Annotated in this window: 14 protein-coding genes; 7 read left to right on the top strand and 7 right to left on the bottom strand. The window is 70.2% G+C overall.

Annotated features, from left to right (window positions below; translation table 11 throughout):
* Positions 1-159: 159 nt before the first annotated feature.
* Genes JIX56_RS10430 through JIX56_RS10420 form a run of 3 tightly spaced genes read right to left on the bottom strand, consistent with a single transcriptional unit; the run spans position 160 to position 3,979 of the window.
* Complete coding sequence (locus JIX56_RS10430; protein WP_257539338.1) at positions 160-2,352, bottom strand: xanthine dehydrogenase family protein molybdopterin-binding subunit; 2,193 nt, start codon at positions 2,350-2,352, stop codon at positions 160-162.
* Positions 2,349-3,329, bottom strand: coding sequence for an FAD binding domain-containing protein (locus JIX56_RS10425; RefSeq protein ID WP_257539336.1), 981 nt, complete (start codon positions 3,327-3,329; stop codon positions 2,349-2,351). Before JIX56_RS10425 ends, JIX56_RS10430 begins: the two co-directional genes overlap by 4 nt.
* 11 nt (positions 3,330-3,340) lie before the next feature.
* The gene (locus tag JIX56_RS10420; protein WP_257539334.1) at positions 3,341-3,979 is read right to left on the bottom strand and encodes a (2Fe-2S)-binding protein; all 639 of its coding nucleotides are present in this window, start codon (positions 3,977-3,979) and stop codon (positions 3,341-3,343) included.
* Between the two features lie 463 nt (positions 3,980-4,442).
* Here JIX56_RS10420 and JIX56_RS10415 point away from each other — a divergent pair, with 463 nt between their 5' ends.
* Positions 4,443-5,396, top strand: a complete 954-nt coding sequence (locus JIX56_RS10415) for a Ppx/GppA phosphatase family protein (protein ID WP_257539333.1) — start codon at positions 4,443-4,445, stop codon at positions 5,394-5,396.
* Between the two features lie 33 nt (positions 5,397-5,429).
* Here the strand turns inward: JIX56_RS10415 and JIX56_RS10410 are convergent, their stop codons facing one another.
* Both JIX56_RS10410 and JIX56_RS10405 read right to left on the bottom strand, forming a co-directional pair.
* A complete protein-coding gene (locus JIX56_RS10410; RefSeq protein ID WP_257539331.1) occupies positions 5,430-6,959 on the bottom strand; it encodes a helix-turn-helix domain-containing protein in 1,530 nt (509 codons plus the stop codon).
* A gap of 115 nt (positions 6,960-7,074) precedes the next feature.
* Positions 7,075-7,272: a DUF4236 domain-containing protein gene (locus JIX56_RS10405; protein WP_020114176.1), complete on the bottom strand. Its 198-nt coding sequence runs from the start codon at positions 7,270-7,272 to the stop codon at positions 7,075-7,077.
* A 698-nt stretch (positions 7,273-7,970) separates the two neighbouring features.
* On the opposite strand from JIX56_RS10405, the gene acnA reads away from it, so the two are divergent.
* On the top strand, positions 7,971-10,688 hold the full coding sequence (gene acnA, locus JIX56_RS10400; protein ID WP_306819839.1) for an aconitate hydratase AcnA: 2,718 nt from the start codon (positions 7,971-7,973) through the stop codon (positions 10,686-10,688).
* Positions 10,689-10,800: 112 nt separating this feature from the next.
* Here acnA and JIX56_RS10395 read toward each other — a convergent pair whose 3' ends face one another.
* Positions 10,801-11,802 carry a helix-turn-helix transcriptional regulator gene (locus JIX56_RS10395; RefSeq protein WP_257539321.1) on the bottom strand — a complete coding sequence of 334 codons (1,002 nt, stop codon included), beginning with the start codon at positions 11,800-11,802 and terminating at the stop codon, positions 10,801-10,803.
* A gap of 53 nt (positions 11,803-11,855) precedes the next feature.
* A complete protein-coding gene (locus tag JIX56_RS10390) occupies positions 11,856-15,584 on the bottom strand; it encodes a S8 family serine peptidase (protein ID WP_257539319.1) in 3,729 nt (1,242 codons plus the stop codon).
* A gap of 260 nt (positions 15,585-15,844) precedes the next feature.
* Between JIX56_RS10390 and JIX56_RS10385 the strand changes: the two genes are divergently transcribed.
* The 5 genes from JIX56_RS10385 (at position 15,845) to JIX56_RS10365 (ending at position 21,040) form a co-directional block, all read left to right on the top strand.
* Complete coding sequence (locus tag JIX56_RS10385) at positions 15,845-16,573, top strand: response regulator transcription factor (protein WP_257539317.1); 729 nt, start codon at positions 15,845-15,847, stop codon at positions 16,571-16,573.
* A 26-nt stretch (positions 16,574-16,599) separates the two neighbouring features.
* Complete coding sequence (locus tag JIX56_RS10380; RefSeq protein ID WP_443031800.1) at positions 16,600-18,183, top strand: sensor histidine kinase; 1,584 nt, start codon at positions 16,600-16,602, stop codon at positions 18,181-18,183.
* A gap of 254 nt (positions 18,184-18,437) precedes the next feature.
* Positions 18,438-19,223, top strand: coding sequence for a hypothetical protein (locus JIX56_RS10375; protein WP_257539316.1), 786 nt, complete (start codon positions 18,438-18,440; stop codon positions 19,221-19,223).
* 62 nt (positions 19,224-19,285) lie between these two features.
* The gene (locus JIX56_RS10370; RefSeq protein WP_257539314.1) at positions 19,286-19,741 is read left to right on the top strand and encodes a hypothetical protein; all 456 of its coding nucleotides are present in this window, start codon (positions 19,286-19,288) and stop codon (positions 19,739-19,741) included.
* 225 nt (positions 19,742-19,966) lie between these two features.
* Positions 19,967-21,040: a lytic polysaccharide monooxygenase auxiliary activity family 9 protein gene (locus JIX56_RS10365; RefSeq protein ID WP_257539312.1), complete on the top strand. Its 1,074-nt coding sequence runs from the start codon at positions 19,967-19,969 to the stop codon at positions 21,038-21,040.
* The last annotated feature ends 30 nt before the right edge of the window (positions 21,041-21,070 follow it).

Here is a 21,070-nt window from a genome sequence, read left to right as displayed (position 1 = left end):
TCCAGAGCAGACGGTCGCTGTCGCAGAAGGTGAGCGGGTCGCCGCCGCGTCGACGGGGGCCTAGGGCCCTTCTGATGGATCTCCGCGGCGGCGGCCCGGGAGGGTCCGGCAGCCGTACGGGGGGTTCGGCTGCCGGACCCGGCTATGAAGGCGGCGGTGTCAGAGCAACGCCTCGGCGGTGATGGGCAGTTGGCGGACCCGGCGGCCGGTGGCGTTGAAGACCGCGTTGCCGATCGCGGCCGCCACGCCCACCTGGACGACCTCGCCGAGTCCCTTCACGCCCAGCAGGTTGCCGGCGTTGTCCTCGCCATCCAGGTAGATCGCCTTGATGTCGGGGACGTCGGCGTTGACCGGGACGAGGTAGTCGGCGAGGCTGGCGTTCACTATGCGCCCGTCGCGGTGGTCGGTGACCGTGTGCTCGAGCAGCGCCGTACCGATGCCGCCCACGATGCCGCCGAACGCCTGGCTCTCGGCCAGCTTGGGGCTGATGATCCGGCCCGCGTCGTAGACGCCGAGCATCCGCCGTACCCGCACCAGCCCCAGGTTCGCGTCCACGGCGACCTCGGCGAAGGTGGCGTTGTAGGCGAAGTAGGCGGACCGGTCGCTGCCCGGCCCGTCGTAGGAACCGTTCGCTTCGAGATGGGAGCGGTCGTTGCGGGCCAGCAGACTCTTGTACGTCTCCCCGCGCGCCGGAGTGCCCTGAACGTGCAGTCGGCCGCCTCGCACGACCACGTCGTCCGCGCTCACCCCGTACAGCGGTGACTCGCGGTCCTCGACGGCCAGCTTGATCGCCTGCCGCCGCACCTGGTCGCAGGCGTCGACGACGGCCGAGCCGACGCTGGCCATGGTCGCCGAGCCGCCGTGCGGCGAGGTCGGCGGATACAGGGAGTCGCCGAGCCGGAAGGTCACCGTGCGCATGGTCAGCCCCAGCGCGTCCGCGGCGACCTGGGTCTGCGCGGTGTAGGTGCCCGGCCCCATGTCACTGGTGGCCGCCTCCACCACCGCGGTTCCGTCGGCGTCCAGCCGGGCCCGGGCCTGCGCGGGATACCGCCCCGGGTCGTACACCCCGGTGGCCATGCCCAGGCCGACCAGCCAGTCCCCGTCCCGCGTCGAGCGCGGCTTCGGGTTGCGGCGATCCCAGCCGAACTCGCGGGCGCCGACCGTGTAGCACTCGCTCAGCCGCCGGGTGGAGAACGGCTCGTTGGTCGACTCGTCCTCGCTCGGCTCGTTGCGCCGGCGCAGCTCGATCGGGTCCATGTCGAGGCGGTGGGCGAGCTCGTCCATCGCGGACTCGATCACGAACGACGCCGACGCGAAACCCGGCCCGCGCATCCAGATCGGCGTGTTCACGTCCAGCGGCACCTGCCGGTACGCCTGACGGACGTTCGGCATGCTGTAGAGCATCTGCCCGGCCAGCATGACGGCCTCGTTGAACGTCTCGTACGAGGAGGTCTCGGCGTCGATGTCGTGGATGGCGGCGTTCAGCCGGCCGCGCCGGTCGCTGCCGAGGCGCAGCCGGTACGCGTACGACGGCCTGAAGCCGGTGCCGAAGTACATCTGCTTGCGGCTGAGCACCAGCTTCACCGGGCGACGCGTCACCCGCGCGGCCAGCGCGGCGACGATCGTGTGCGGCCAGCAGCGCAGCCCGCTGCCGAACCCGCCGCCGACGAACGGGTTGATGACGCGCACCGCGTCCGCCGGCAGGTCGAAGACCGCGGCGATCTCGTCGTGCGTGCCCACGATCCACTGCGTCTTGTCCCACACGGTGAGCCGGTCGCCGTCCCAGCGGGCGACGGTGGCGTGCGGCTCCATCGGGTTGTGGTGGTTGCGGGCCAGCTCATACGTCAGGTCCAGCCGTACGGCCGAGGAACGCAGACCGGCTTCCGCGTCACCGCGCGCGTAGTTCGTCGGCTCGCCGGGTTCGGCCTTGGCGATGTCGGTCGAGGGTCGCTCGGCGTCGTAGCGGACCTTGACCAGGTTCGCGCCGTGCTGCGCGGCCTCCAACGTGTTCGCCACCACGACGGCGACCGGCTGACCGTGGAAGAGCACCCGGTCGTCCTGGAAGACCCGAAGCCTGCGCCCGGCCGGGTTGTTGGACCCGGCGTTGTCGCGGTACGGGAGCGTCGGCGCGTTGCCGTGGTGGATCACCCGCAGCACACCGGCGTGTTTCTCGGCGGCGCGCGTGTCGATGGACCTGATCCGGCCGCGGCCGACGCTCGCGTCGACGATGACGGCGTGCACGACACCCTTGACGTCGTGCTCGGCGGCGTACTCCGCCTGGCCGGTGACCTTGAGCCGGCCGTCCACCCTGGACAGCGGTGCGCCTACGGCTGCCTGCGGCTGGGGGCTCATTCCATCTCTCCTACGGTGCGCAGCTGGCGTTCGACGGTCCGCTTCAGGAGCTCGACCTTGAACCGGTTGTGCTGAAGGGGGCGGGCGCCGTCGGCCGCGTGACCGGCGGCCTCGGCCCACAGACGGTCCGAGGGGCGCTCACCGATGAGGGCCCGCTCGACGGCCGGCAGCTTCCACGGCACCGTCGCCACACCGCCGGCGGCGACCTTCGCCTCGCGGATCACGCCGCCCCGGATGTGCAGTGCGACGGCCGCCGAGGCCAGCCCGAACGAGTAGGACTGCCGGTCGCGGAGCTTCAGGTAGGCCGACTTCAGCGGACGCGGATACGCCGGTATCTCGACCGCCGTGATCAACTCGCCTTGCCTGATGGCCTGTTCGCGGTGCGGGGTATTGCCCGGACGGAGCAGGAAGTCGCCGAAGGGGAGGCTGCGCTCCTTGCCGTCCGGGGCCCGCAGGTGGACGGTCGCCTCCAGGGCGGTGAGGGCGACGGCGAAGTCGGAGGCGTGGGTGGCCACGCAGTCGTCGGAGCCGCCGAGGATCGCGTGGCCGCGGTTGTAGCCGCCCAGGGCGGCGCAGCCGGAGCCGGGCTCGCGCTTGTTGCAGTCGGCGGTCACGTCACGGAAGTACGTGCACCGGGTGCGCTGCATGATGTTGCCGCCGATGGTGGCCATGTTCCGCAGCTGGGCCGAGGCGCCGCGCAGCGCCTGGGCGGCCACCGGAAAGAGGGAGTTCAGCTTGGGGTCGGCGGTGGCCACGGCCATCGGGACCAGGGCACCGATGCGGATGCCGCCGCCCGCGGTGGCGGTGATCTCACTCAGGGGCAGGGCGCTGATGTCGACGAGCGTCTCGGGGGTTTCGACGGTCTCGCGCATCAGGTCGACCAGCGTGGTACCGCCGGCGATGTAGCGGCCGCCGCGTCTCCCGGCGTCCAGGGCTTCCCGGACGGTGCTGACGCGGGTGTAGGAGAAGGGATGCATGGGGCCGCTCCTTACTTCCGGGTGGCGGTCTGCTCGACCGCGCGCACGATCTTGACGTAGCAGCCACAGCGGCAGACGTTGCCGCTCATGTACTCCCGGATCTCCTCCGGCGAGCTGGTGTGGCCCTCCTGGATGCAGCCGACGCCGGACATGATCTGGCCGGGGGTGCAGTAGCCGCACTGGAAGGCGTCCTCGTCGACGAACGCCTGTTGCAGCGGGTGCAGCCTGTCGCCCTTGGCCAGGCCCTCGATCGTGGTGACCTCGGCGCCCTCCAGCCGCACCGCCAGCGTCAGGCAGGAGTTGATCCGCTGCCCGTCGACCAGCACCGTGCACGCCCCGCAGGCCCCGGCGTTACAGCCCTTCTTCGAGCCGGTCAGGTCAAGGTGCTCGCGCAGCAGATCCAGCAGCGAGGTCCGGTTGTCGACCGTCACCGTCCGCCGGGTGCCGTTCACCGTCAGGGACACACGGCTGGAGGGTGCCGCACCCGTGGCGGTCGCCTCCTCGGCGCCGGCCAGGAACGTTCCTCCGGCCACCACGACACCGCCCACCGCGACACCGGTGGCGATCACGGTGCGCCGGCTGGGCCCCGAGGGGGACTCACCGGCTCCGGTGGGCGGAGAAACAGCAGAATCAGGGAGTTCAGAGGACATGCGTTCGCCTTTGCATCACGGACGGATCAGTCGTGTACACCAGCGGGAGACCAGGCACGAGATCGACGCCACCGCGGGAACAGGGTGACCGCTCGCCTCGACAGGGCGGCTGATCACGCGGAAAGCCTGCATCACGGGCGTCACCCATGGCAGGGAGAGTTTTGTCCCCCCATGCTTTCCCTTGGCCTTCCCTTGTTTTTTGCCCGCGAGTAAGCGCTAGGTGAAGGATGGGTCGGCCGACCGCCATGACGGCGCTGTCAGGGGCCGTGCCCTGCTCGGGCTCGGCGCGTCCGGCCCGCAGCCGGGTGCTTTCTTGTGGGCCGGGGCGGAGGGTGCACGCGTGGTGACGATATGCTTACGCGCTGGCCCGGAATCCCCGTCGTGCTGTCGTCGAGAGATGTCGCAGGACGGGAGAAGGAGCCGGTCCGGTCGAGCGTCGCGGGGGCGAGGGGGAGGTGAGGGGATGCGGCAGGCAGGTGTGCTCGACGTCGGGTGTCACAGCGCTCTGCTGACGGTGGTGCGGCGGCGTCCGGGTACGGTGCTGGAGCCGGTGTTCTCCCGCAAGGTGCGGCTGAGACTGCACGAGACCCTCGACCGCAAGGGGCGCCTGGACAAGGTCGGCGTGAAGAGTGTCGAGCGGGCAGTGGCCGAGGCCGTCGCCGCCGACCCGCGTCCGCGTGGACCGGAAGTGTTCGCGTTCGCGACCTCCGTCATCCGCGACGCGCCCAACCGTGACGAGATCATCGCGCGTGTGGCACGCACCACCGGCACCCGCCTGCGCGTGCTGTCCGGCGAGGAGGAAGCGCGGTTGGCCTACGTGGCCGCCCGCCAGTGGGCAGGCCCGACGGCTGGGCAGTTGCTGGTCCTGGACATCGGCGGCGGCACAGTGGAGATCGCCCGCGGCACCGGAGACCAGCCCCGCGTCGTCCACTCGCTGCCGCTGGGCGCCCGCAGGATCACCCGGGACTGGCTTCCCGGCGGCACAGTGCCGTCCCGACGTCGCCTGGCAGAAGTCCTGCAGCACCTCAGCCGGTCCCTGGAAGCCGTCCACGGCCTGCCGCAGGCCGAGTCGGGAGGGCGGGTGTTGGCCTGCTCCAAGACCTTCGAACAGCTCGCCCGGCTCACCGCCGCCCAGAGCAGGACACCGCGCACAAGACGGCGGCTGACGTTGCCCCAACTGCACAAGGCAGTCTCCCTGCTGGCCGACGCGGCACCGTCCCACCGTGCCAAGCTGCCGGGCATCTCCCGGCACCGCGCCGAGCAGTCCCTGGCCGGAGCCCTGATCGCGCAGGCTCTCATGGAAGCCTGCGGGGCCAAGAGCGTCGAGATCTGCCCATGGTCCACCAGGGAAGGGCTACTGCTCGAACACCTCGGCGTGGCTCCCACCCCAGCCGGCCGTCCCCGCCTCGTCGGCTGAGCAGGTCAAGCAGGGTGCGGCGGCACGCGACGTTCAGATGTCCCGGAAGATCTCGATCTGTGCCCCCACCGTGTTCAGGCGTTCCGCGAGGTCCTCGTAACCGCGGTTGATGACATAGACGTTGCGCAGGACGGACGTGCCGTCGGCGGCCATCATCGCGAGGAGGACGACGACGGCGGGGCGCAGGGCGGGCGGGCACATCATCTCGGCGGCGCGCCAGCGGGTGGGGCCCTCGACGAGGACGCGGTGCGGGTCGAGGAGTTGGAGGCGGCCGCCGAGACGGTTGAGGTCGGTGAGATAGATCGCGCGGTTGTCGTAGACCCAGTCATGGATGAGGGTCTGGCCCTGCGCGGCGGCGGCGATGGCCGCGAAGAACGGGACGTTGTCGATGTTCAGACCGGGGAACGGCATGGGGTGGATCTTGTCGATCGGCGCCTGGAGCTTGGAGGGTCGGACGGTGAGGTCCACCAGGCGCGTACGGCCGTTGTCGGCGAAGTACTCCGGTGTGCGGTCGTGGTCGAGGCCCATCTCCTCCAGGACCGCCAGCTCGATCTCCAGAAACTCGATCGGCACCCGGCGCACGGTCAGTTCGGACTCCGTGACGACCGCGGCGGCGAGCAGGCTCATCGCCTCGACCGGGTCCTCGGAGGGCGAGTAGTCGACGTCCACGTCGATGTGCGGCACGCCGTGCACGGTGAGCGTGGTGGTGCCGATGCCCTCCACCCGTACGCCGAGGGCCTCCAGGAAGAAGCAGAGGTCCTGCACCATGTAGTTGGACGAGGCGTTGCGGATGACGGTCACGCCGTTGTGGCGGGCGGCGGCGAGCAGCGCGTTCTCGGTCACCGTGTCGCCGCGCTCGGTCAGCACGATCGGCCGGCCGGGGGTGACGGACCGGTCCACCTCGGCGTGGTACAGCCCCTCGGTGGCCGTGATGTCGAGGCCGAACCGGCGCAGCGCGATCATGTGCGGCTCGATCGTCCGCGTACCGAGGTCGCAACCGCCCGCGTACGGCAGCTTGAAGTGGTCCATGCGGTGCAGCAGCGGACCGAGGAACATGATGATCGAGCGCGTGCGGCGGGCCGCCTCCGCGTCGATCGCCGCCAGCTCCAGCTCGGCCGGCGGCACGATCTCCAGGTCGACACCGCCGTTGATCCACCGGGTGCGTACGCCGATGGAGCCGAGCACCTCCAGAAGGCGGTACACCTCCTCGATCCGGGCCACCCGGCGCAGCACTGTGCGCCCCTTGTTCAACAGGGAGGCGCACAGCAGCGCGACACACGCGTTCTTGCTGGTCTTGACGTCGATCGAGCCGGAGAGCCGACGCCCGCCGACCACCCGTAGGTGCATCGGGCCCGCGTACCCCAGCGAGACGATCTCACTGTCCAGGGCTTCACCGATTCGAGCGATCATCTCAAGGCTGATGTTTTGATTGCCGCGCTCGATGCGATTGACCGCGCTCTGACTTGTACCGAGCGCCTCCGCCAACTGCGACTGTGTCCAGCCACGGTGCTGCCTTGCGTCACGGATGAGCTTGCCGATGCGTACGAGGTAGTCGTCTGCCATGGGGTTGAGGTTATCTCAGATATGAGATGGCGCCTCTTGGGGGGTCCGTTCGGGGTGTTGCAGGGTCCGTTCCGGTGACGGGTCGTCAGCTTCACCGGTGGGCCACCGGTGAAGCTCAGTGGCGCCGGGCGTTGCGCGTGCGGCGCCAGCCGAAGGGGCCGGGCAGATCCATCGATGTCGTACGGCGTCCCGTGCTGCTGTGCGTGTGTCGCGGGCCGTTGTGGCCGCCGGTGGTGATGGACCAGGAACGCTTGTTGATGTTCAGTCGCACACCCGGCAGGATGCGGAAGCTCTTGCGGAACGTGAGCGGCATGTGTGCCTCCTTTCGATGCGCGACGGGTACCCCTCCTGCCGGTCCGCATCCCTGATCCTGCTCGGGCGGTCCGTCAGTGCGTTGGCCGTGGTGTCCTCAGCGGCGCTGCTTGGTAGGTGCTGAGCTGCGATAAGGCCATGTGGCACAGTTCACTCAACTCCGCCGCCGCACTGGGCACTTCACCACCTTCTGAAGTCCTGCCGGCAGGGAAACTCCCCTGCCCGTGGCCACCAGCGGCCCATAGCCTCCCTGTGCGTGGCGGAGGCGCTCGTCGACCCCTTCCTCGACCGATGGCGGGGCCGGGAGTCCGATCTCGTCGGCGCCCTCGCCGACCAGGCGGAGACCGCACTGGCCCGCGCTGGAAGGCAATGAAAAGGGGGCAAAGGGGATGGGTAATGACAAGGAGGGGACGGGGGGAGCTGTAACGCCGGAGCGGTCCGCGGTGGCGACCACACCCTGCCCCCGCCGCGGCGAGCCACGGCCGCTCCCGTCGAGATTGGCGCACGCCACATCCGCCCGGGCATGACCAGCCCGCGCCCATGTACTACTGTTATCTCGACATCGAGATATCTGCCGAGGCGCACTGCGGCCCCCACCCCGGTAAGGGGTACCTAACTTAGCCTTACCTTAGCGGATCGGCCAAGAGGGCATGGCGGCAGGATGCGGTGGTACGCGCACATGGAATGAAGGAGACTGTCGTGTCGGCGAACAGCTTCGACGCCCGCAGCACGCTGCAGGTGGGCGACGAGTCGTACGAGATCTTCCGGCTGGACAAGGTGGAGGGCTCGGCTCGCCTGCCCTACAGCCTCAAGGTCCTGCTGGAGAACCTGCTCCGCACGGAGGACGGCGCGAACATCACCGCCGACCACATCCGTGCCCTCGGCGGCTGGGACTCGCAGGCCCAGCCCAGCCAGGAGATCCAGTTCACTCCCGCCCGTGTGATCATGCAGGACTTCACGGGTGTGCCCTGTGTCGTGGACCTCGCCACCATGCGTGAGGCCGTCAAGGAGCTCGGCGGCGACCCGGCGAAGGTCAACCCGCTCTCCCCGGCCGAGCTGGTCATCGACCACTCCGTCATCGCCGACAAGTTCGGCACGAACGACGCCTTCGCGCAGAACGTCGAGCTGGAGTACGGTCGCAACAAGGAGCGCTATCAGTTCCTGCGCTGGGGCCAGACCGCCTTCGACGACTTCAAGGTCGTACCCCCGGGCACCGGCATCGTCCACCAGGTGAACATCGAGCACCTCGCTCGGACCGTCATGGTGCGTAACGGCCAGGCCTACCCCGACACCCTCGTCGGCACCGACTCCCACACCACCATGGTCAACGGCCTCGGCGTGCTCGGCTGGGGCGTCGGCGGCATCGAGGCCGAGGCCGCGATGCTCGGCCAGCCGGTCTCCATGCTCATCCCGCGCGTCGTCGGCTTCAAGCTGACCGGTGAGCTGACCCCCGGCACCACCGCCACCGACCTCGTGCTGACCATCACCGAGATGCTCCGCAAGCACGGTGTCGTCGGCAAGTTCGTCGAGTTCTACGGCGAGGGCGTGGCCGCCACCTCCCTCGCCAACCGCGCCACCATCGGCAACATGTCGCCGGAGTTCGGCTCGACCGCGGCGATCTTCCCGATCGACGGCGAGACCATCAAGTACCTGAAGCTGACGGGCCGATCCGAGCAGCAGCTCGCGCTCGTCGAGGCCTACGCCAAGCAGCAGGGCCTCTGGCTCGACCCGGCCGCCGAGCCCGACTTCTCCGAGAAGCTGGAGCTCGACCTCTCCACGGTCGTCCCGTCGATCGCCGGCCCGAAGCGTCCGCAGGACCGGATCGTCCTCGCGAACGCCGCCGAGCAGTTCAAGACGGACGTACGCAACTACGTCGACAGCGTCGACGAGGCGGGCCAGGAGTCCTTCCCGGCCTCCGACTCCCCGGCCGTCGCCCCGAACGGCGCCCCGTCCAACCCGGTCACCGTGACCGCCCCCGACGGCTCGACGTACGAGATCGACCACGGTGCGGTGACGGTCGCGGCCATCACCTCCTGCACCAACACCTCGAACCCGTACGTCATGGTCGCCGCCGCGCTCGTCGCGAAGAAGGCCGTGGAGAAGGGCCTGACCCGCAAGCCGTGGGTCAAGACCACTCTCGCCCCGGGCTCCAAGGTCGTCACCGACTACTTCGACAAGGCGGGCCTCACCCCGTACCTCGACAAGGTCGGCTTCAACCTCGTCGGCTACGGCTGCACCACCTGCATCGGCAACTCCGGCCCGCTGCCGGAGGAGGTCTCCAAGGCCGTCAACGACCACGACCTCGCGGTCACCTCGGTCCTGTCCGGCAACCGGAACTTCGAGGGCCGGATCAACCCCGACGTCAAGATGAACTACCTGGCCTCCCCGCCGCTGGTCGTCGCGTACGCCCTCGCGGGCTCCATGAAGGTGGACATCACCAAGGACGCGCTCGGCACGGACCAGGACGGCAAGCCGGTCTACCTCGAGGACATCTGGCCCTCCGAGGCCGAGGTCAACGACGTCGTGGCCAACGCCATCGGCGAGGACATGTTCAACAAGTCCTACCAGGACGTCTTCGCGGGCGACGCCCAGTGGCAGGCGCTGCCGATCCCCGAGGGCAACACCTTCGAGTGGGACCCGCAGTCGACGTACGTCCGTAAGCCCCCGTACTTCGAGGGCATGACGATGGAGACCACCCCGGTCTCGGACATCGCCGGCGCCCGCGTCCTCGCCAAGCTGGGCGACTCGGTCACCACCGACCACATCTCCCCGGCCGGCGCGATCAAGGCCGACACCCCCGGAGGCAAGTACCTCACGGAGCACGGTGTCGAGCGTCGTGACTTCAACAGCTACGGCTCGCGCCGCGGCAACCACGAGGTCATGATCCGCGGCACGTTCGCCAACATCCGCCTGCGCAACCAGATCGCGCCGGGCACCGAGGGCGGCTACACCCGCGACTTCACCCAGGACGGCGGTCCGGTGTCGTTCATCTACGACGCCTCGCGCAACTACATCGAGCAGGGCATCCCGCTGGTCATCCTGGCCGGCAAGGAGTACGGCTCCGGCTCGTCCCGTGACTGGGCGGCCAAGGGCACGGCCCTCCTCGGCGTCAAGGCCGTCATCGCCGAGTCCTACGAGCGCATCCACCGCTCGAACCTCATCGGCATGGGCGTCCTCCCGCTGCAGTTCCCCGAGGGCGCCTCGGCCCAGTCCCTCGGCCTGAGCGGCGAGGAGACCTTCTCCATCGCGGGCGTCACCGAGCTCAACGACGGCACCACGCCCCGCACGGTCAAGGTGACCACCGACAGCGGCGTCGAGTTCGACGCGGTCGTCCGCATCGACACCCCCGGTGAGGCCGACTACTACCGCAACGGCGGCATCATGCAGTACGTGCTGCGCAACCTGATCCGCGGCTGACGCGACTGAGCGGTACGGCAGGGTAGTTGAGGGCCGCATCCCCGGAGACGGGGGTGCGGCCCTTCGCCGTCCCCGACGGCCCATCCCGTACGGCCGGTGCGAGAGGGGCGTGCTACAACCAGCCGCGCTGCGCCGCCCGAGCCCCCAGCTGGAAGCGGCTCGCCGCCCCCAGCCGCTCCTGGAGGTCACTCACCCGGCGGCGCAGGGTCCGCAGACTCACGCCCAGGTGGCGGGCCACCGCCTCATCCTTCATCCCGGCCGCCAGCAGCCGGGTCAACGCCCGCTCGCCCTCGGAGAGTTCGGCGTCCTCGACGGGCCGACCGAGCGGAGTCGCCTGCTGCCAGGCCAGGTCGAAAAGCTTCTGCAGGGCCTCGGTCACCGCCGAGTGCCGTACGACGGCGGCGCAGTAGCCGCCCGCCGGAGTGGCGGTCAGCGGGAGCATCGCCCGACGCCCGTCCACCACCAGCAACTTGACCGGGACCGACGGCAACACCCGGGCCTGCTCGCCGAGTTCCACCATCTTCCAGGCATGGGACAGGACATCCGGGTCCTCCAGGGCGGTCGCCGCGTAGACCGTGCGATACACGATGCCGCGGCTGAGCAGATCGGCCTGGAGGTCCAACTGCGGGGTGCGGGGGGCGAGATAGGGAGGCGTGTCGAAGACACACACCTCGTGCTCGGCGTGCGCGTACAGCTCTTCCAGGCGTGCCGCGTTGGCGCCCTCCCCGGACACCACCTCGACCAGCCGGGACGGCTCCTCGCGCAGCAGCCCCGCCTCGTACGCGGTCGCCATCTCCTCGGCGGTGGCGGCGAGCAGTTCGGACTCCGTCTCGCGCCGCCGGATCAGCGCGCGGATCGCCACTCGTGGGTCGACCGCGCGTAACTCGCCCATGGAGTCCGGCGGTTGGAGGAATCCGAGCGCGAGCAACCGGTCGCAGGCCTCCCGCACTCGAGCCGGGGAGGCACCGGTCAGCAGCGCCCAGCCGGCCGCGTCGGCATCAGGTTGGTGGAGGATCGCCTGGTACACCAGCTCGTCGAAGGCGGAGACCCCCACCGCGGACCAAGGGCTCGCGGCAGGGGTCGGTCTTGCCGTGTCGTGTGCCGTGTTCACCATGTCCCGGCACGCTAGACGATCTTTGTTAAGGCTGAGGAGCAGTGGCGGGTCGCCTACTTCAGGCCGAACGCCCGCAGCACGGTCTGGTCGATCCCGTTGCCGTCGCGGTCGGCGGCCCGGACCCGCAGCGACACCGACTCTGCGCCCTTCGCCGGCTTGAACCGCGCCTCGCCGTTCTTGACCCTCACTTCCTTCCAGGACGTGCCGTCGTCGTAGGAGACCCAGGCCTTCAGGCTGCTCGCCTTCACGCTCCCCAGCTGGTTCGCGACCGGCAGCCCGATCTCCAGCTCCCGGCCACTTCTGGCCCGGTTGAGGAGGTCGAGGCCCTTCGGGGCGATGCCGACGGTGAGCAGCGGCAGCGCCGTCGTGGTGTCGGTGTGCGCCGACGCGAAGGTCCACTCGGTGTGCGTGCTCGTGGAGTACTTGGCCCAGGCCGCCCGGCGCTGCACGTCCAGTTCGAAGCGGTACGAGGCCTTGTCCGCGGCCACGTCGAAGATGCCGTATCCGCTGGACGTCGAGTCACCGACGGGCTCTCCGTCCGCGTAGAGCTTGCCCTGCGCGGTGGTGTCGGTGCCGTCGACGTATCCGTAGTGACCCGGCGTGGAGTCGCTCAACTCAGCGACGGACATGGTGAGTTTGTCACCGGTGCGTTCGGAGAGACCGTACTCCTCGCTGGTTCCCGGGCGGACGACCTGGCGCAGCCAGTTCTCGGCGGGCTCTGTGCCCGGCTCGCTGAAGGTCCGCAGCGGGCTCCACTGGCCCCTGAGCGTGTTCCAGTTCGGATAGACGACGTGCCAGGTACGGGTGTCGGGATCGACGTAGTAGTACTCGTCGCGTTCCGTGCCCAGCTGCATGTAGTCGCTGTTCTCGACTCCGAAGAGCTGCCAGGGGCGGAAGGTGTACAGGGTGTCCGCGCCGATCTCGCCGGCCGTGGCTCCGTGGTAACGGGCCTTCCGCTTCACCGTGTTGGAACCGTCCAAGCGGTACGTCTGGTTCGCGGAGATGGCGCCGCTCTGCGCGGCGAGCAGGTTGTAGGCATACGGACTGGCCGGCGTGCCGCTCAGCTTCAGCGTGACCTTCTTGCCGGTCTTCAGCAGGCCGGTGAGCTTGGCGCCCTCCTCACCGGTGGCGATCATCAGCGGGACCGTGGTCGCCCGGTCCACGGCCTCGATCCAGAAACCGGGGGTCTTGCGGTATGCGATGAGGTAACCCGCGCCGGCCTTGGTCGCGTTGTCCAGAGCGCTCTGTGCCCGCTCCGTGGCGCCGAGCGCGACCACCGCCACCTTGCCCTTGACGTCGAGCCCCGCGAAGTCGGCCTCGGTACCGCCGCCCGCGTCCACCGCCCGCACCGTGTGGTCACCGCTGATCTTCAACGGGAAGTCCTCGTACGTCTGGGAGTAGTAGAGCGAGGACAGTTCGGACTTCTCCGGGCTGGTGACGCTCGCCGTCAACTCCTTCGCGTACAGCCGGAACTTGGCGGAGAACTCCAGGGTTCCCTCGGTGACCTGCTCGGTCGGCGTCACATAGACGTGGTCGGTCCAGAAGCCCTGGCTGTAGGTGAGCCCCCAGCCGCTGCCCGGCCCCTCGCGGTGCACATTGGTGCTGAAGCCCTGGAACTCCGAGTCCTGCTTCGTCTTCGGCTTGATCTCCACCGCCTTGCGGGCGTCCAGGACGACCTCGGTGTCCCCGTTCACCTTGATCTCGGGGTTGACGACCACGGAGGTACCGACGGTCACCCCGCCCGCGTCGCGGTCCGGGATCCAGGTCGAGATGGAGTAGGTGCCGGCGGGAACCTGCCAGGTCCAGCCGGAGCCGAGGAAGCCGTACTCGTCGGGGTAGGCGCCGTTCAGCTCCATGAGCGTGTAGATCGACCCGCCGGTGGGCGGCTTGCCGTCGCGGCCCAGGAGCGAGACCTTGAGGTCGTACGTCTTCGGCGCCTTCTCGAAGCCGACGCCCGTGGTGACCCGGATGCCGTCGGCGGTCGCGGTGATGTGACCCGCGTACCGGCCCTCCGCCTCCTTCGCGGGGTCGACGCCGACCGGGACCGTGGCGGTGCCCCGCGCGGGCACGGTCAGCGTGTCGTTGCCCAACGTGACGTCGGCGAGCGACGACGAGATCTTCAATTCCACCGCTTTGTCGGTGGTGTTGGTGTACGTGATGTCCTTGGTGGCGACCTCGGTGTCGCCGTCCTCGAACTTGCCGAAGCTCAGCGTCGGCGTCGCGAAGACGCTCTGCTCGACGGCCCGCACGGCGTCGACCCGCCCGTCGCCCTGCTCGAACACCGAGTTGTCGGCATTCGTCTTCGCCGTGCTGGCCAGCGCTTCCTTGATCTGCTGACCGGTCCAGTCCGGATGCGCCTGCGCGACCAGCGCCGCCGCGCCCGCGACATGCGGGGTCGCCATCGACGTACCGTTCGCCGTCGTGTAGTTGTCGTCGACCGGCGTCCCCATGGTGGTGCCGGCGGCACGCGCCGCGGTGATGCCCACGCCCGGTGCGGTGATCTCCGGCTTGACCGCGAAGTCACCGGGGCGCGGGCCTCGGCTGGAGAACGACGCCAGCCGGTCCGACTTGTCGACCGCGCCCACGGTCAGCGCCGAGTCGGCGATGCCCGGGGTGCCCACGGTCTGCTCGCCCGGGCCCGCGTTGCCCGACGCGATGACGAAGAGGCTGCCGGTGGACGCGGACAGCTCGTCGACGGTCTCACTGAGCACGTCGGAGGGGCCGTACGCCGTGCCGCCCAGCGACATCGAGACGATCTTCGCGCCGGAGCGAGCCGCCCACTCCATGCCCGCGATGATCCAGGACGTCTGGCCCTGGCCCGCGTCGTTCAGCACCTTGCCGACCAGCAGTTCCGCGCCCGGTGCCACGCCCTTGCGCCTGCCGTCCGAGGCCGCGCCGGAGCCGACGATCGTGGACGCCACATGGGTGCCGTGTCCGTGACCGTCCCGTACCGCCTGGTCCGGCACGAAGCTCTGGGACTCGGCGACCTTGCCGGCGAGATCCGGGTGTCCGGTGTCCACGCCCGTGTCCAGGACCGCGACCTCGACGCCCTTGCCGTCGTAGCCCGACTGCCACACCTCGGGCGCGCCGATCTGCGGGACGCTCGTCTCCAGCGACACCTTCACCTTGGCGTCCAGCCAGATCTTGTCGATGCCCCCGCCGAGTTGCCGCGCGGCCTTCGTCGCGGGTTCGGTGCCGAGCGCGGGCGCGATGTCCGCCCAGAACGCGGTCGACTTCTCGGCACTCAGCGCCGCGCCGTCGATCCCGGGCAACGCGAGCGTGCGGCGGGCGCCGTCGGGGGTCGCACCGCCCTTCGCGTAGGTCGCGATCACGGGCGTGGTGCGGGTCCTGGCATCGGTGTAACCCTGCTCCACCAGCCGGGTGACGTTGAAGAGGGCCGGGTCGAGGCGGCCCGCCTGGACCAGCGGGATGGCGTCCGCCGGCAGGACACTGACCTCGCCGTCACGTTCGCTCGACAGGAACGTGGCGGCCTCGCGGCCCGCACCGCGCCGCACATCGACGGCGTACTTGCCGTCCGGCCCGGCGGTGAGCGAGACGGTGTCGCCGGTGATGAGGGTGACGGTCTGCGTGGTGACCGGGGTCGCGGTGTCGGTGTTCCTGGTGCTGGTGCTGGTGCTGGTGCTGGTGCTGGTGCTGGTGCTGGTGCTGGTGCTGGTGCTGGTGCCGGGGCCGGGGCCGGGGCCGGCCGCCGCGGGCGTGATCGCCGCCGCGAGCAGACCGGCCGCTCCTGCCACGGCCCCGAGGGTGTGGAGTCTTCGCATGGGTGTTGCGTCCTCCCCTGAACGCTGACGAACGCTTCCGACCTGGTGGGCGGAAGCCAGTGATCAGAGTGGGCGGCACGCCGAGAGAGACTCAAGGGGTTCCTGTGGCCGGTCCGTGCCAACGCCCTCTTCGGTCAAGGTAGTTGGCGGCTTCCGTACGTCCCCCTACGGAGCGCCGTCCGCGCCCGCCGACCAGGTCGCACGGCTCCGGCTCAGCCGGAACACAGGGTTCCCCCAGCCAACCGGGACAGGATCAGGACATGGCTGGCATCTCCGCGACCCGAAACGGCCGAGTTCGTGTCCTCATCGTCGATGACGAACCCGGGCTCACCGAACTGCTGTCCGTGGCCGTCACGGAGGCGGGCTGGCGCCCCTATCCGGCGGCCGACGGGTACAGCGCGCTGCGGGCCGCGCGCGGCTGCGCCCCGCACGCCGTCGTCCTCGACGGGATGCTGCCCGACCTCGACGGCCTCCAGGTGCTACGGCGACTGCGCTACGAGAACCCGAAGCTGCCCGTGCTCATGCTCACCGCCCGGGACGGCCTGGAGCACCGTATCGACGGACTCTCGGCGGGCGCGGACGACTATGTGACCAAGCCGTTCTCCCTTGAGGAGGTCGTCCTGCGGCTGCGCGGCCTGCTGCGCCGGTCCGGCGTCGAGGAGAGCAGATCGTCGGACGACGGCGCCCTCGTGCTCGGCGACCTCGTCTTCAACGAGGAGACCCGCGAGGTGCACCGCGACGGTACGCCGATCCGGCTGACCGCCAAGGAGTTCGAGCTGCTGGGCCTGTTGCTCAGCCATCCGCGCCAGGTGCTGAGCAAGGCCCAGATCCTGGACCACGTGTGGAGCAGTTCCTTCGACGGCGGCGGCAACCTGGTGGAGGTCTACATCTCCGGCCTCCGCCGCAAGATCGACAAGGGCAGGGCACCGATGATCCACACGTTGCGGGGACTCGGATACGTGATCCGGGCGGGGGAGGACGCAAGATGAACGGTCCGGGCGAGGCAGGACGCAAGATGAACGGTCCGCGCGGGGCTGGACGGAAGAAGAACGGCCCGGGCAGGGCAGGACCGAAGACGAACGGTCCGCTCAGGAGCAGGTCACTGCGCACACGCCTGCTCTTCTTCATCTCCGCCACGCTGGTCGCGGTGTGCGCCGCGATGACGCTGGCCACGGTCGTCGCGCAGCGCGCCTCGCTGCTCGGCGCCCTCGACGAGCGCGTCACCAACGCCGCCGAACGCAGTCTGGGCGGGGTGAGCGTCGGCCCGCGCGACCACACCGATCTGACGTTCCTCAGGGAGCAGGGCCAGGCAGTCGGCACCCTCGCCGCACGCCTCGACGGCGACGGGAACATCACCTCCGCCGAGGTCATCGGGGCGAGCGGCGACCCGGAGACCCTCAGCGCCGAGCAACGGGCCGCCCTCGACGGCATCGCGGCCGACGGTTCGACGCACACCCGAAGCGTGCCCGGCCTCGGCACCTACCGGATCACTGCCCTCGGCGACGACGGGCTGTACGTCCTGACCGGCCTGCCGATGGACGACGTACAGGACATGATCGGCGCTCTGGTACTGGTCGAGGCGGTGGTCGCCGCCGCCGGCCTCACCGTGGCGGCCTGCGTCTGCGCGGTCGTGATCCGACGTCAGCTGCGCCCCCTCGGCCGGGTCGCCGCGACGGCCGTCGAGGTCTCCCGCTCCCCGCTGGACCGGGGCGAGGTCACCGGCCTGACCCGGGTGCCCGACCGTGACACGGACCCCGGCAGCGAGGCCGGCCAGGTCGGCGCCGCCCTCAACCGCATGATCGACCACGTCGAGGCCTCCCTCGCCCAGCGGCAGCGCAGCGAGGAACGCATGCGCCGCTTCCTCGCCGACGCCAGCCACGAACTCCGTACGCCACTGGCCTCCATCGCCGGTTACGCGGAACTGATGAACCGGGGCACCGACCGGATCGAGCCGACGCTGGCATGGCGGCGCGTCTCGGCCGAGTCGGCCCGGATGACGGGCCTGGTGGAGGACCTGCTGTTGCTCGCGCGGCTGGACGAGGGCCGCCCGCTGGAGTCGGCCGAGGTGGACCTCGCGGCCCTGGTGGCCGAGGCGGTGTGGGACGCGCGGGCGGCCGGCGAGGACCACACCTGGCAGCTCGCCCTGCTCCTGGACGCCCCGGCCCTGGTCACCGGCGACGAGGCCCGCCTGCACCAGGTGCTGGCCAACTTGTTGGCCAACGCCCGGGTGCACACGCCTGTGGGCACGACGGTCACGGCGTCCGTCGAGGCCACCGCCGACCGCTGTGTGATCCGCGTACGCGACGACGGCCCCGGCATCCCGCAGGCCCTCCTCCCCTCCGTCTTCGAACGCTTCACCCGCGCCGACGCCTCCCGCGCCCGCGCCCACCCCCACAAGGGCGGCTCCGGCCTCGGCCTCGCCATCGCCGCCGCGATCGTCTCCGCCCACGGCGGCCGTCTCGACGTCACCAGCGAGCCGGGCCACACCGAGTTCACCATCGAACTCCCCCCGACCGGCACCACCGAACTCCCGACCATCGACACGGTCTCGGCCCCTTCGGTTCCGTCGATGCCCACGGTGCCGTCGATCACGGTGTGACCGCCGGGGGAGGCCTACGGGACACGACACCGGGCTAGTGCCGCGTCAGCCAAGGTTCGCCCCGTCGCGACGCCCGGCACGCTCCCCCATTCTCGGCTTCGCTCGAACGGGAGGGGCCCCCACCGCCGCACCGGCCGAAAGCCCAAGTACGTCCGGTCCATCGACGAGGACTTCCGGCCGGCACGCCGAGAGCACGCACCGGACGCCGCTCCTTGACGGGCAAACCTTGGCTGACGCGGCACTAGCCTTGCGGGATGGTGGGGGAAGAGGACTTCGGTCCGCTGCTGCAACGACTGCTGGACCGCAGGGGCCTGGACCCGACGGCCTTGTCCCGACTGGCCGCGTCCCCACCGGCCCCCGCTCTCCCCGAGTCCGAACTGCGAGCCGCCCTCGCCGGTGCCCCGCCGAGCCCGTCTCTCCTGCGCCGGCTCGCGCCCGCACTCGGTCTCCACACGGCGGACCTCTTCGCGATCGCGGGCGTCGGCATCCCCGACGACCTCGCCCCGCTGGACGCGACGGCCGGCTCACGCGTGCCCTACCTGGTCCGAGACGCCGTCGCCCTCCCGCCGGACCAACGGAACGCCCTTCGCCGACTCGTGGCGTCCCTGCCCCAGAAGCAGCGCACGCAGCCCGTCCCCGAAACACCGCGGCACCAGCAGTACCCTCCGGGCCCCGGCGCACTCCTCATGCGCATGATCCGAACCCGAAACCTTGGCTGGACGGCCACCGCCCACACGTTCCTGGTGCTCACCGGCCGATACTGGTCCGCCGCCACCTACGGCGGAGTGGGTCGCGGCCGTAAGCCGCTGACCCCCGACCTCGTGGCCGATTTCGCCGCGCTGCTCGACGTCCCGGCCGCCGACCTGGAAGCACTGACCGGCGTCTCCCCGCCCACCACCTCCACATCGCCGACCCCGGCCGTCCCCGGCGTCGCCGAACTCATCTGGGACGTACGCCGCCTCACCGCGAGCCAGCTCCGACACGTCGGCGACACCGCGGAAGCCATGCGCGAGCAACTGCCCGACGGGGGCCCCGTCTGACGGTGGATCCCATCTGGCGGCCGGCTGCTCCACAACCGCCTCACCCACTCATGGAGGACCCGATGCGTCGTGCCCCACTGCCGTACGTCGACGAGCACGCGACCGTCGTCACGGCCGCCCCCGACGCCGTCTGGCAGGCCCTCGGTGAAGCCCTGGACTCGGCCTTCTCAAGCCCCCGGGCGAGCCGTTACGCGGGCCTCGTGGGCTGCGCCGACCGTACGGCGTCCGGGTCACGGCCCCCGGCCGAGGGCTCGACGTTCCCCGGCTTCCGCGCGGTGACCGCGATCCCGGGCGAGGAGCTGAGCCTCCAGGGCAGGCACCACTTCTCGACGTACGCGTTCACCTTCCGCCTCGACCCCGCGGGCCCCGGCCGCGTCCGCCTACGGGCCGAGTCCCGTGCCGTCTTCCCCGGCCCGTTCGGCACCCTGTACCGGCTGCTCGTCATCGGCACAGGCAGCCACGCGCTCCTCACCCGCCGCCTGCTCACCTCGATCCGCCGCCGCGCCGAACACCCCTGACCACGCGCGCGCACTCGTGTGGGTGCGCGTCAGCCGTTTACAAGCGCGGTGCTCCGCGCTAGCTTCCGAAGAAGGTGGGGGTGGGAGCGCTCCCATAAAGCGGCGGACCGGAACCCGCCGCCAGGACCGCTCCCACCCCGCACCACTCATCCGCACACATGCACCTGCGCACGCACATGGACACGCGCACGTTCCTCCAAGCCGTACACGCAAGGAGTGTTTGTCATGCACGTGACAACTCTACGATCAAGGCTGCCCCGGCGCCACCGAGCTCTCCTTCTCGTCCTGCTCGCCCTCGTGACCACGATCCCGGCGCTCGGCCTGGTCGTCACGGCCGGCAGCGGCAAGGCGGAGGCGCACGGCACTCCGATGAAGCCCGGTAGCCGCACCTTCCTGTGCTGGCAGGACGGGCTGACCGACACCGGCGAGATCAAACCGGTCAACCCGGCCTGTCGCTCCGCACAGCAGGTCAGCGGCACGACCCCGTTCTACAACTGGTTCTCGGTGCTCCGCTCGGACGGCGCGGGCCGCACCCGCGGCTTCGTCCCGGACGGCCAGCTGTGCAGCGGCGGCAACACCAACTTCACCGGGTTCAACACCCCCAGCGCCGACTGGCCGTTGACCCACCTCACCTCCGGCGCGACCGTCGACTTCTCGTACAACGCGTGGGCGGCGCACCCCGGTTGGTTCTACGTCTACATCACCAAGGACGGCTTCGACCCGACGAAGACGCTCACCTGGAACGACATGGAGGAGCAGCCGTTCCTGAGCGTCGACCACCCGCCGCTGAACGGCAGCCCGGGCACGGTCGAGGCCAACTACTCCTGGACCGGGCAGCTTCCGGCCAACAAGTCGGGCCGCCACCTCATCTACATGGTCTGGCAGCGCTCGGACAGCCAGGAGACCTTCTACTCCTGCTCCGACATCGTCTTCGACGGCGGCAACGGAGAGGTGACCGGCATCAAGGAGCCCGGCAACCCCTCCGACCCGGTACCGGGCGAGTGCGCCGCGACCCGTCGTACGACGGGCAGCTGGACCGGCGGCTACCAGTCCGAGGTCGTCGTCACCAACACCGGCGACGTGCCGATGCTGGGCTGGATGGTCAACTGGACACTGCCGGCCGGGCAGAAGGTCGACAGCCTCTGGAGCGGCAGCGCGACCTACACCGGACAGAACGTGATGGTGCACAACGCCAACTGGAACGGGGCGTTGGATCCCGGCGGAACCGCCACGTTCGGGTATGTGGTGCAGGGATCGGGAGGTGATCCCGCGACGACCCTGCCCTGCCGGGTGGGCTGAGGGGCCGGTCCGGCGGACAGGTGAAGGTGC

This window comes from Streptomyces sp. CA-210063, from assembly GCF_024612015.1.
Lineage (GTDB): Bacteria > Actinomycetota > Actinomycetes > Streptomycetales > Streptomycetaceae > Streptomyces.
This window is presented reverse-complemented; position numbering and strand designations above follow the sequence as displayed.

Coding starts and splice junctions, on each gene's coding strand:
- JIX56_RS10425 (WP_257539336.1), bottom strand. CDS start 3,329: ATGCATCCCTTCTCCTACACCCGCGTCAGCACCGTCCGGGAAGCCCTG.
- JIX56_RS10430 (WP_257539338.1), bottom strand. CDS start 2,352: ATGAGCCCCCAGCCGCAGGCAGCCGTAGGCGCACCGCTGTCCAGGGTG.
- JIX56_RS10385 (WP_257539317.1), top strand. CDS start 15,845: ATGGCTGGCATCTCCGCGACCCGAAACGGCCGAGTTCGTGTCCTCATC.
- JIX56_RS10380 (WP_443031800.1), top strand. CDS start 16,600: ATGAACGGTCCGCGCGGGGCTGGACGGAAGAAGAACGGCCCGGGCAGG.
- JIX56_RS10375 (WP_257539316.1), top strand. CDS start 18,438: ATGGTGGGGGAAGAGGACTTCGGTCCGCTGCTGCAACGACTGCTGGAC.
- JIX56_RS10390 (WP_257539319.1), bottom strand. CDS start 15,584: ATGCGAAGACTCCACACCCTCGGGGCCGTGGCAGGAGCGGCCGGTCTG.
- JIX56_RS10395 (WP_257539321.1), bottom strand. CDS start 11,802: ATGGTGAACACGGCACACGACACGGCAAGACCGACCCCTGCCGCGAGC.
- JIX56_RS10405 (WP_020114176.1), bottom strand. CDS start 7,272: ATGCCGCTCACGTTCCGCAAGAGCTTCCGCATCCTGCCGGGTGTGCGA.
- JIX56_RS10410 (WP_257539331.1), bottom strand. CDS start 6,959: ATGGCAGACGACTACCTCGTACGCATCGGCAAGCTCATCCGTGACGCA.
- JIX56_RS10415 (WP_257539333.1), top strand. CDS start 4,443: ATGCGGCAGGCAGGTGTGCTCGACGTCGGGTGTCACAGCGCTCTGCTG.
- JIX56_RS10420 (WP_257539334.1), bottom strand. CDS start 3,979: ATGTCCTCTGAACTCCCTGATTCTGCTGTTTCTCCGCCCACCGGAGCC.
- JIX56_RS10370 (WP_257539314.1), top strand. CDS start 19,286: ATGCGTCGTGCCCCACTGCCGTACGTCGACGAGCACGCGACCGTCGTC.
- JIX56_RS10365 (WP_257539312.1), top strand. CDS start 19,967: ATGCACGTGACAACTCTACGATCAAGGCTGCCCCGGCGCCACCGAGCT.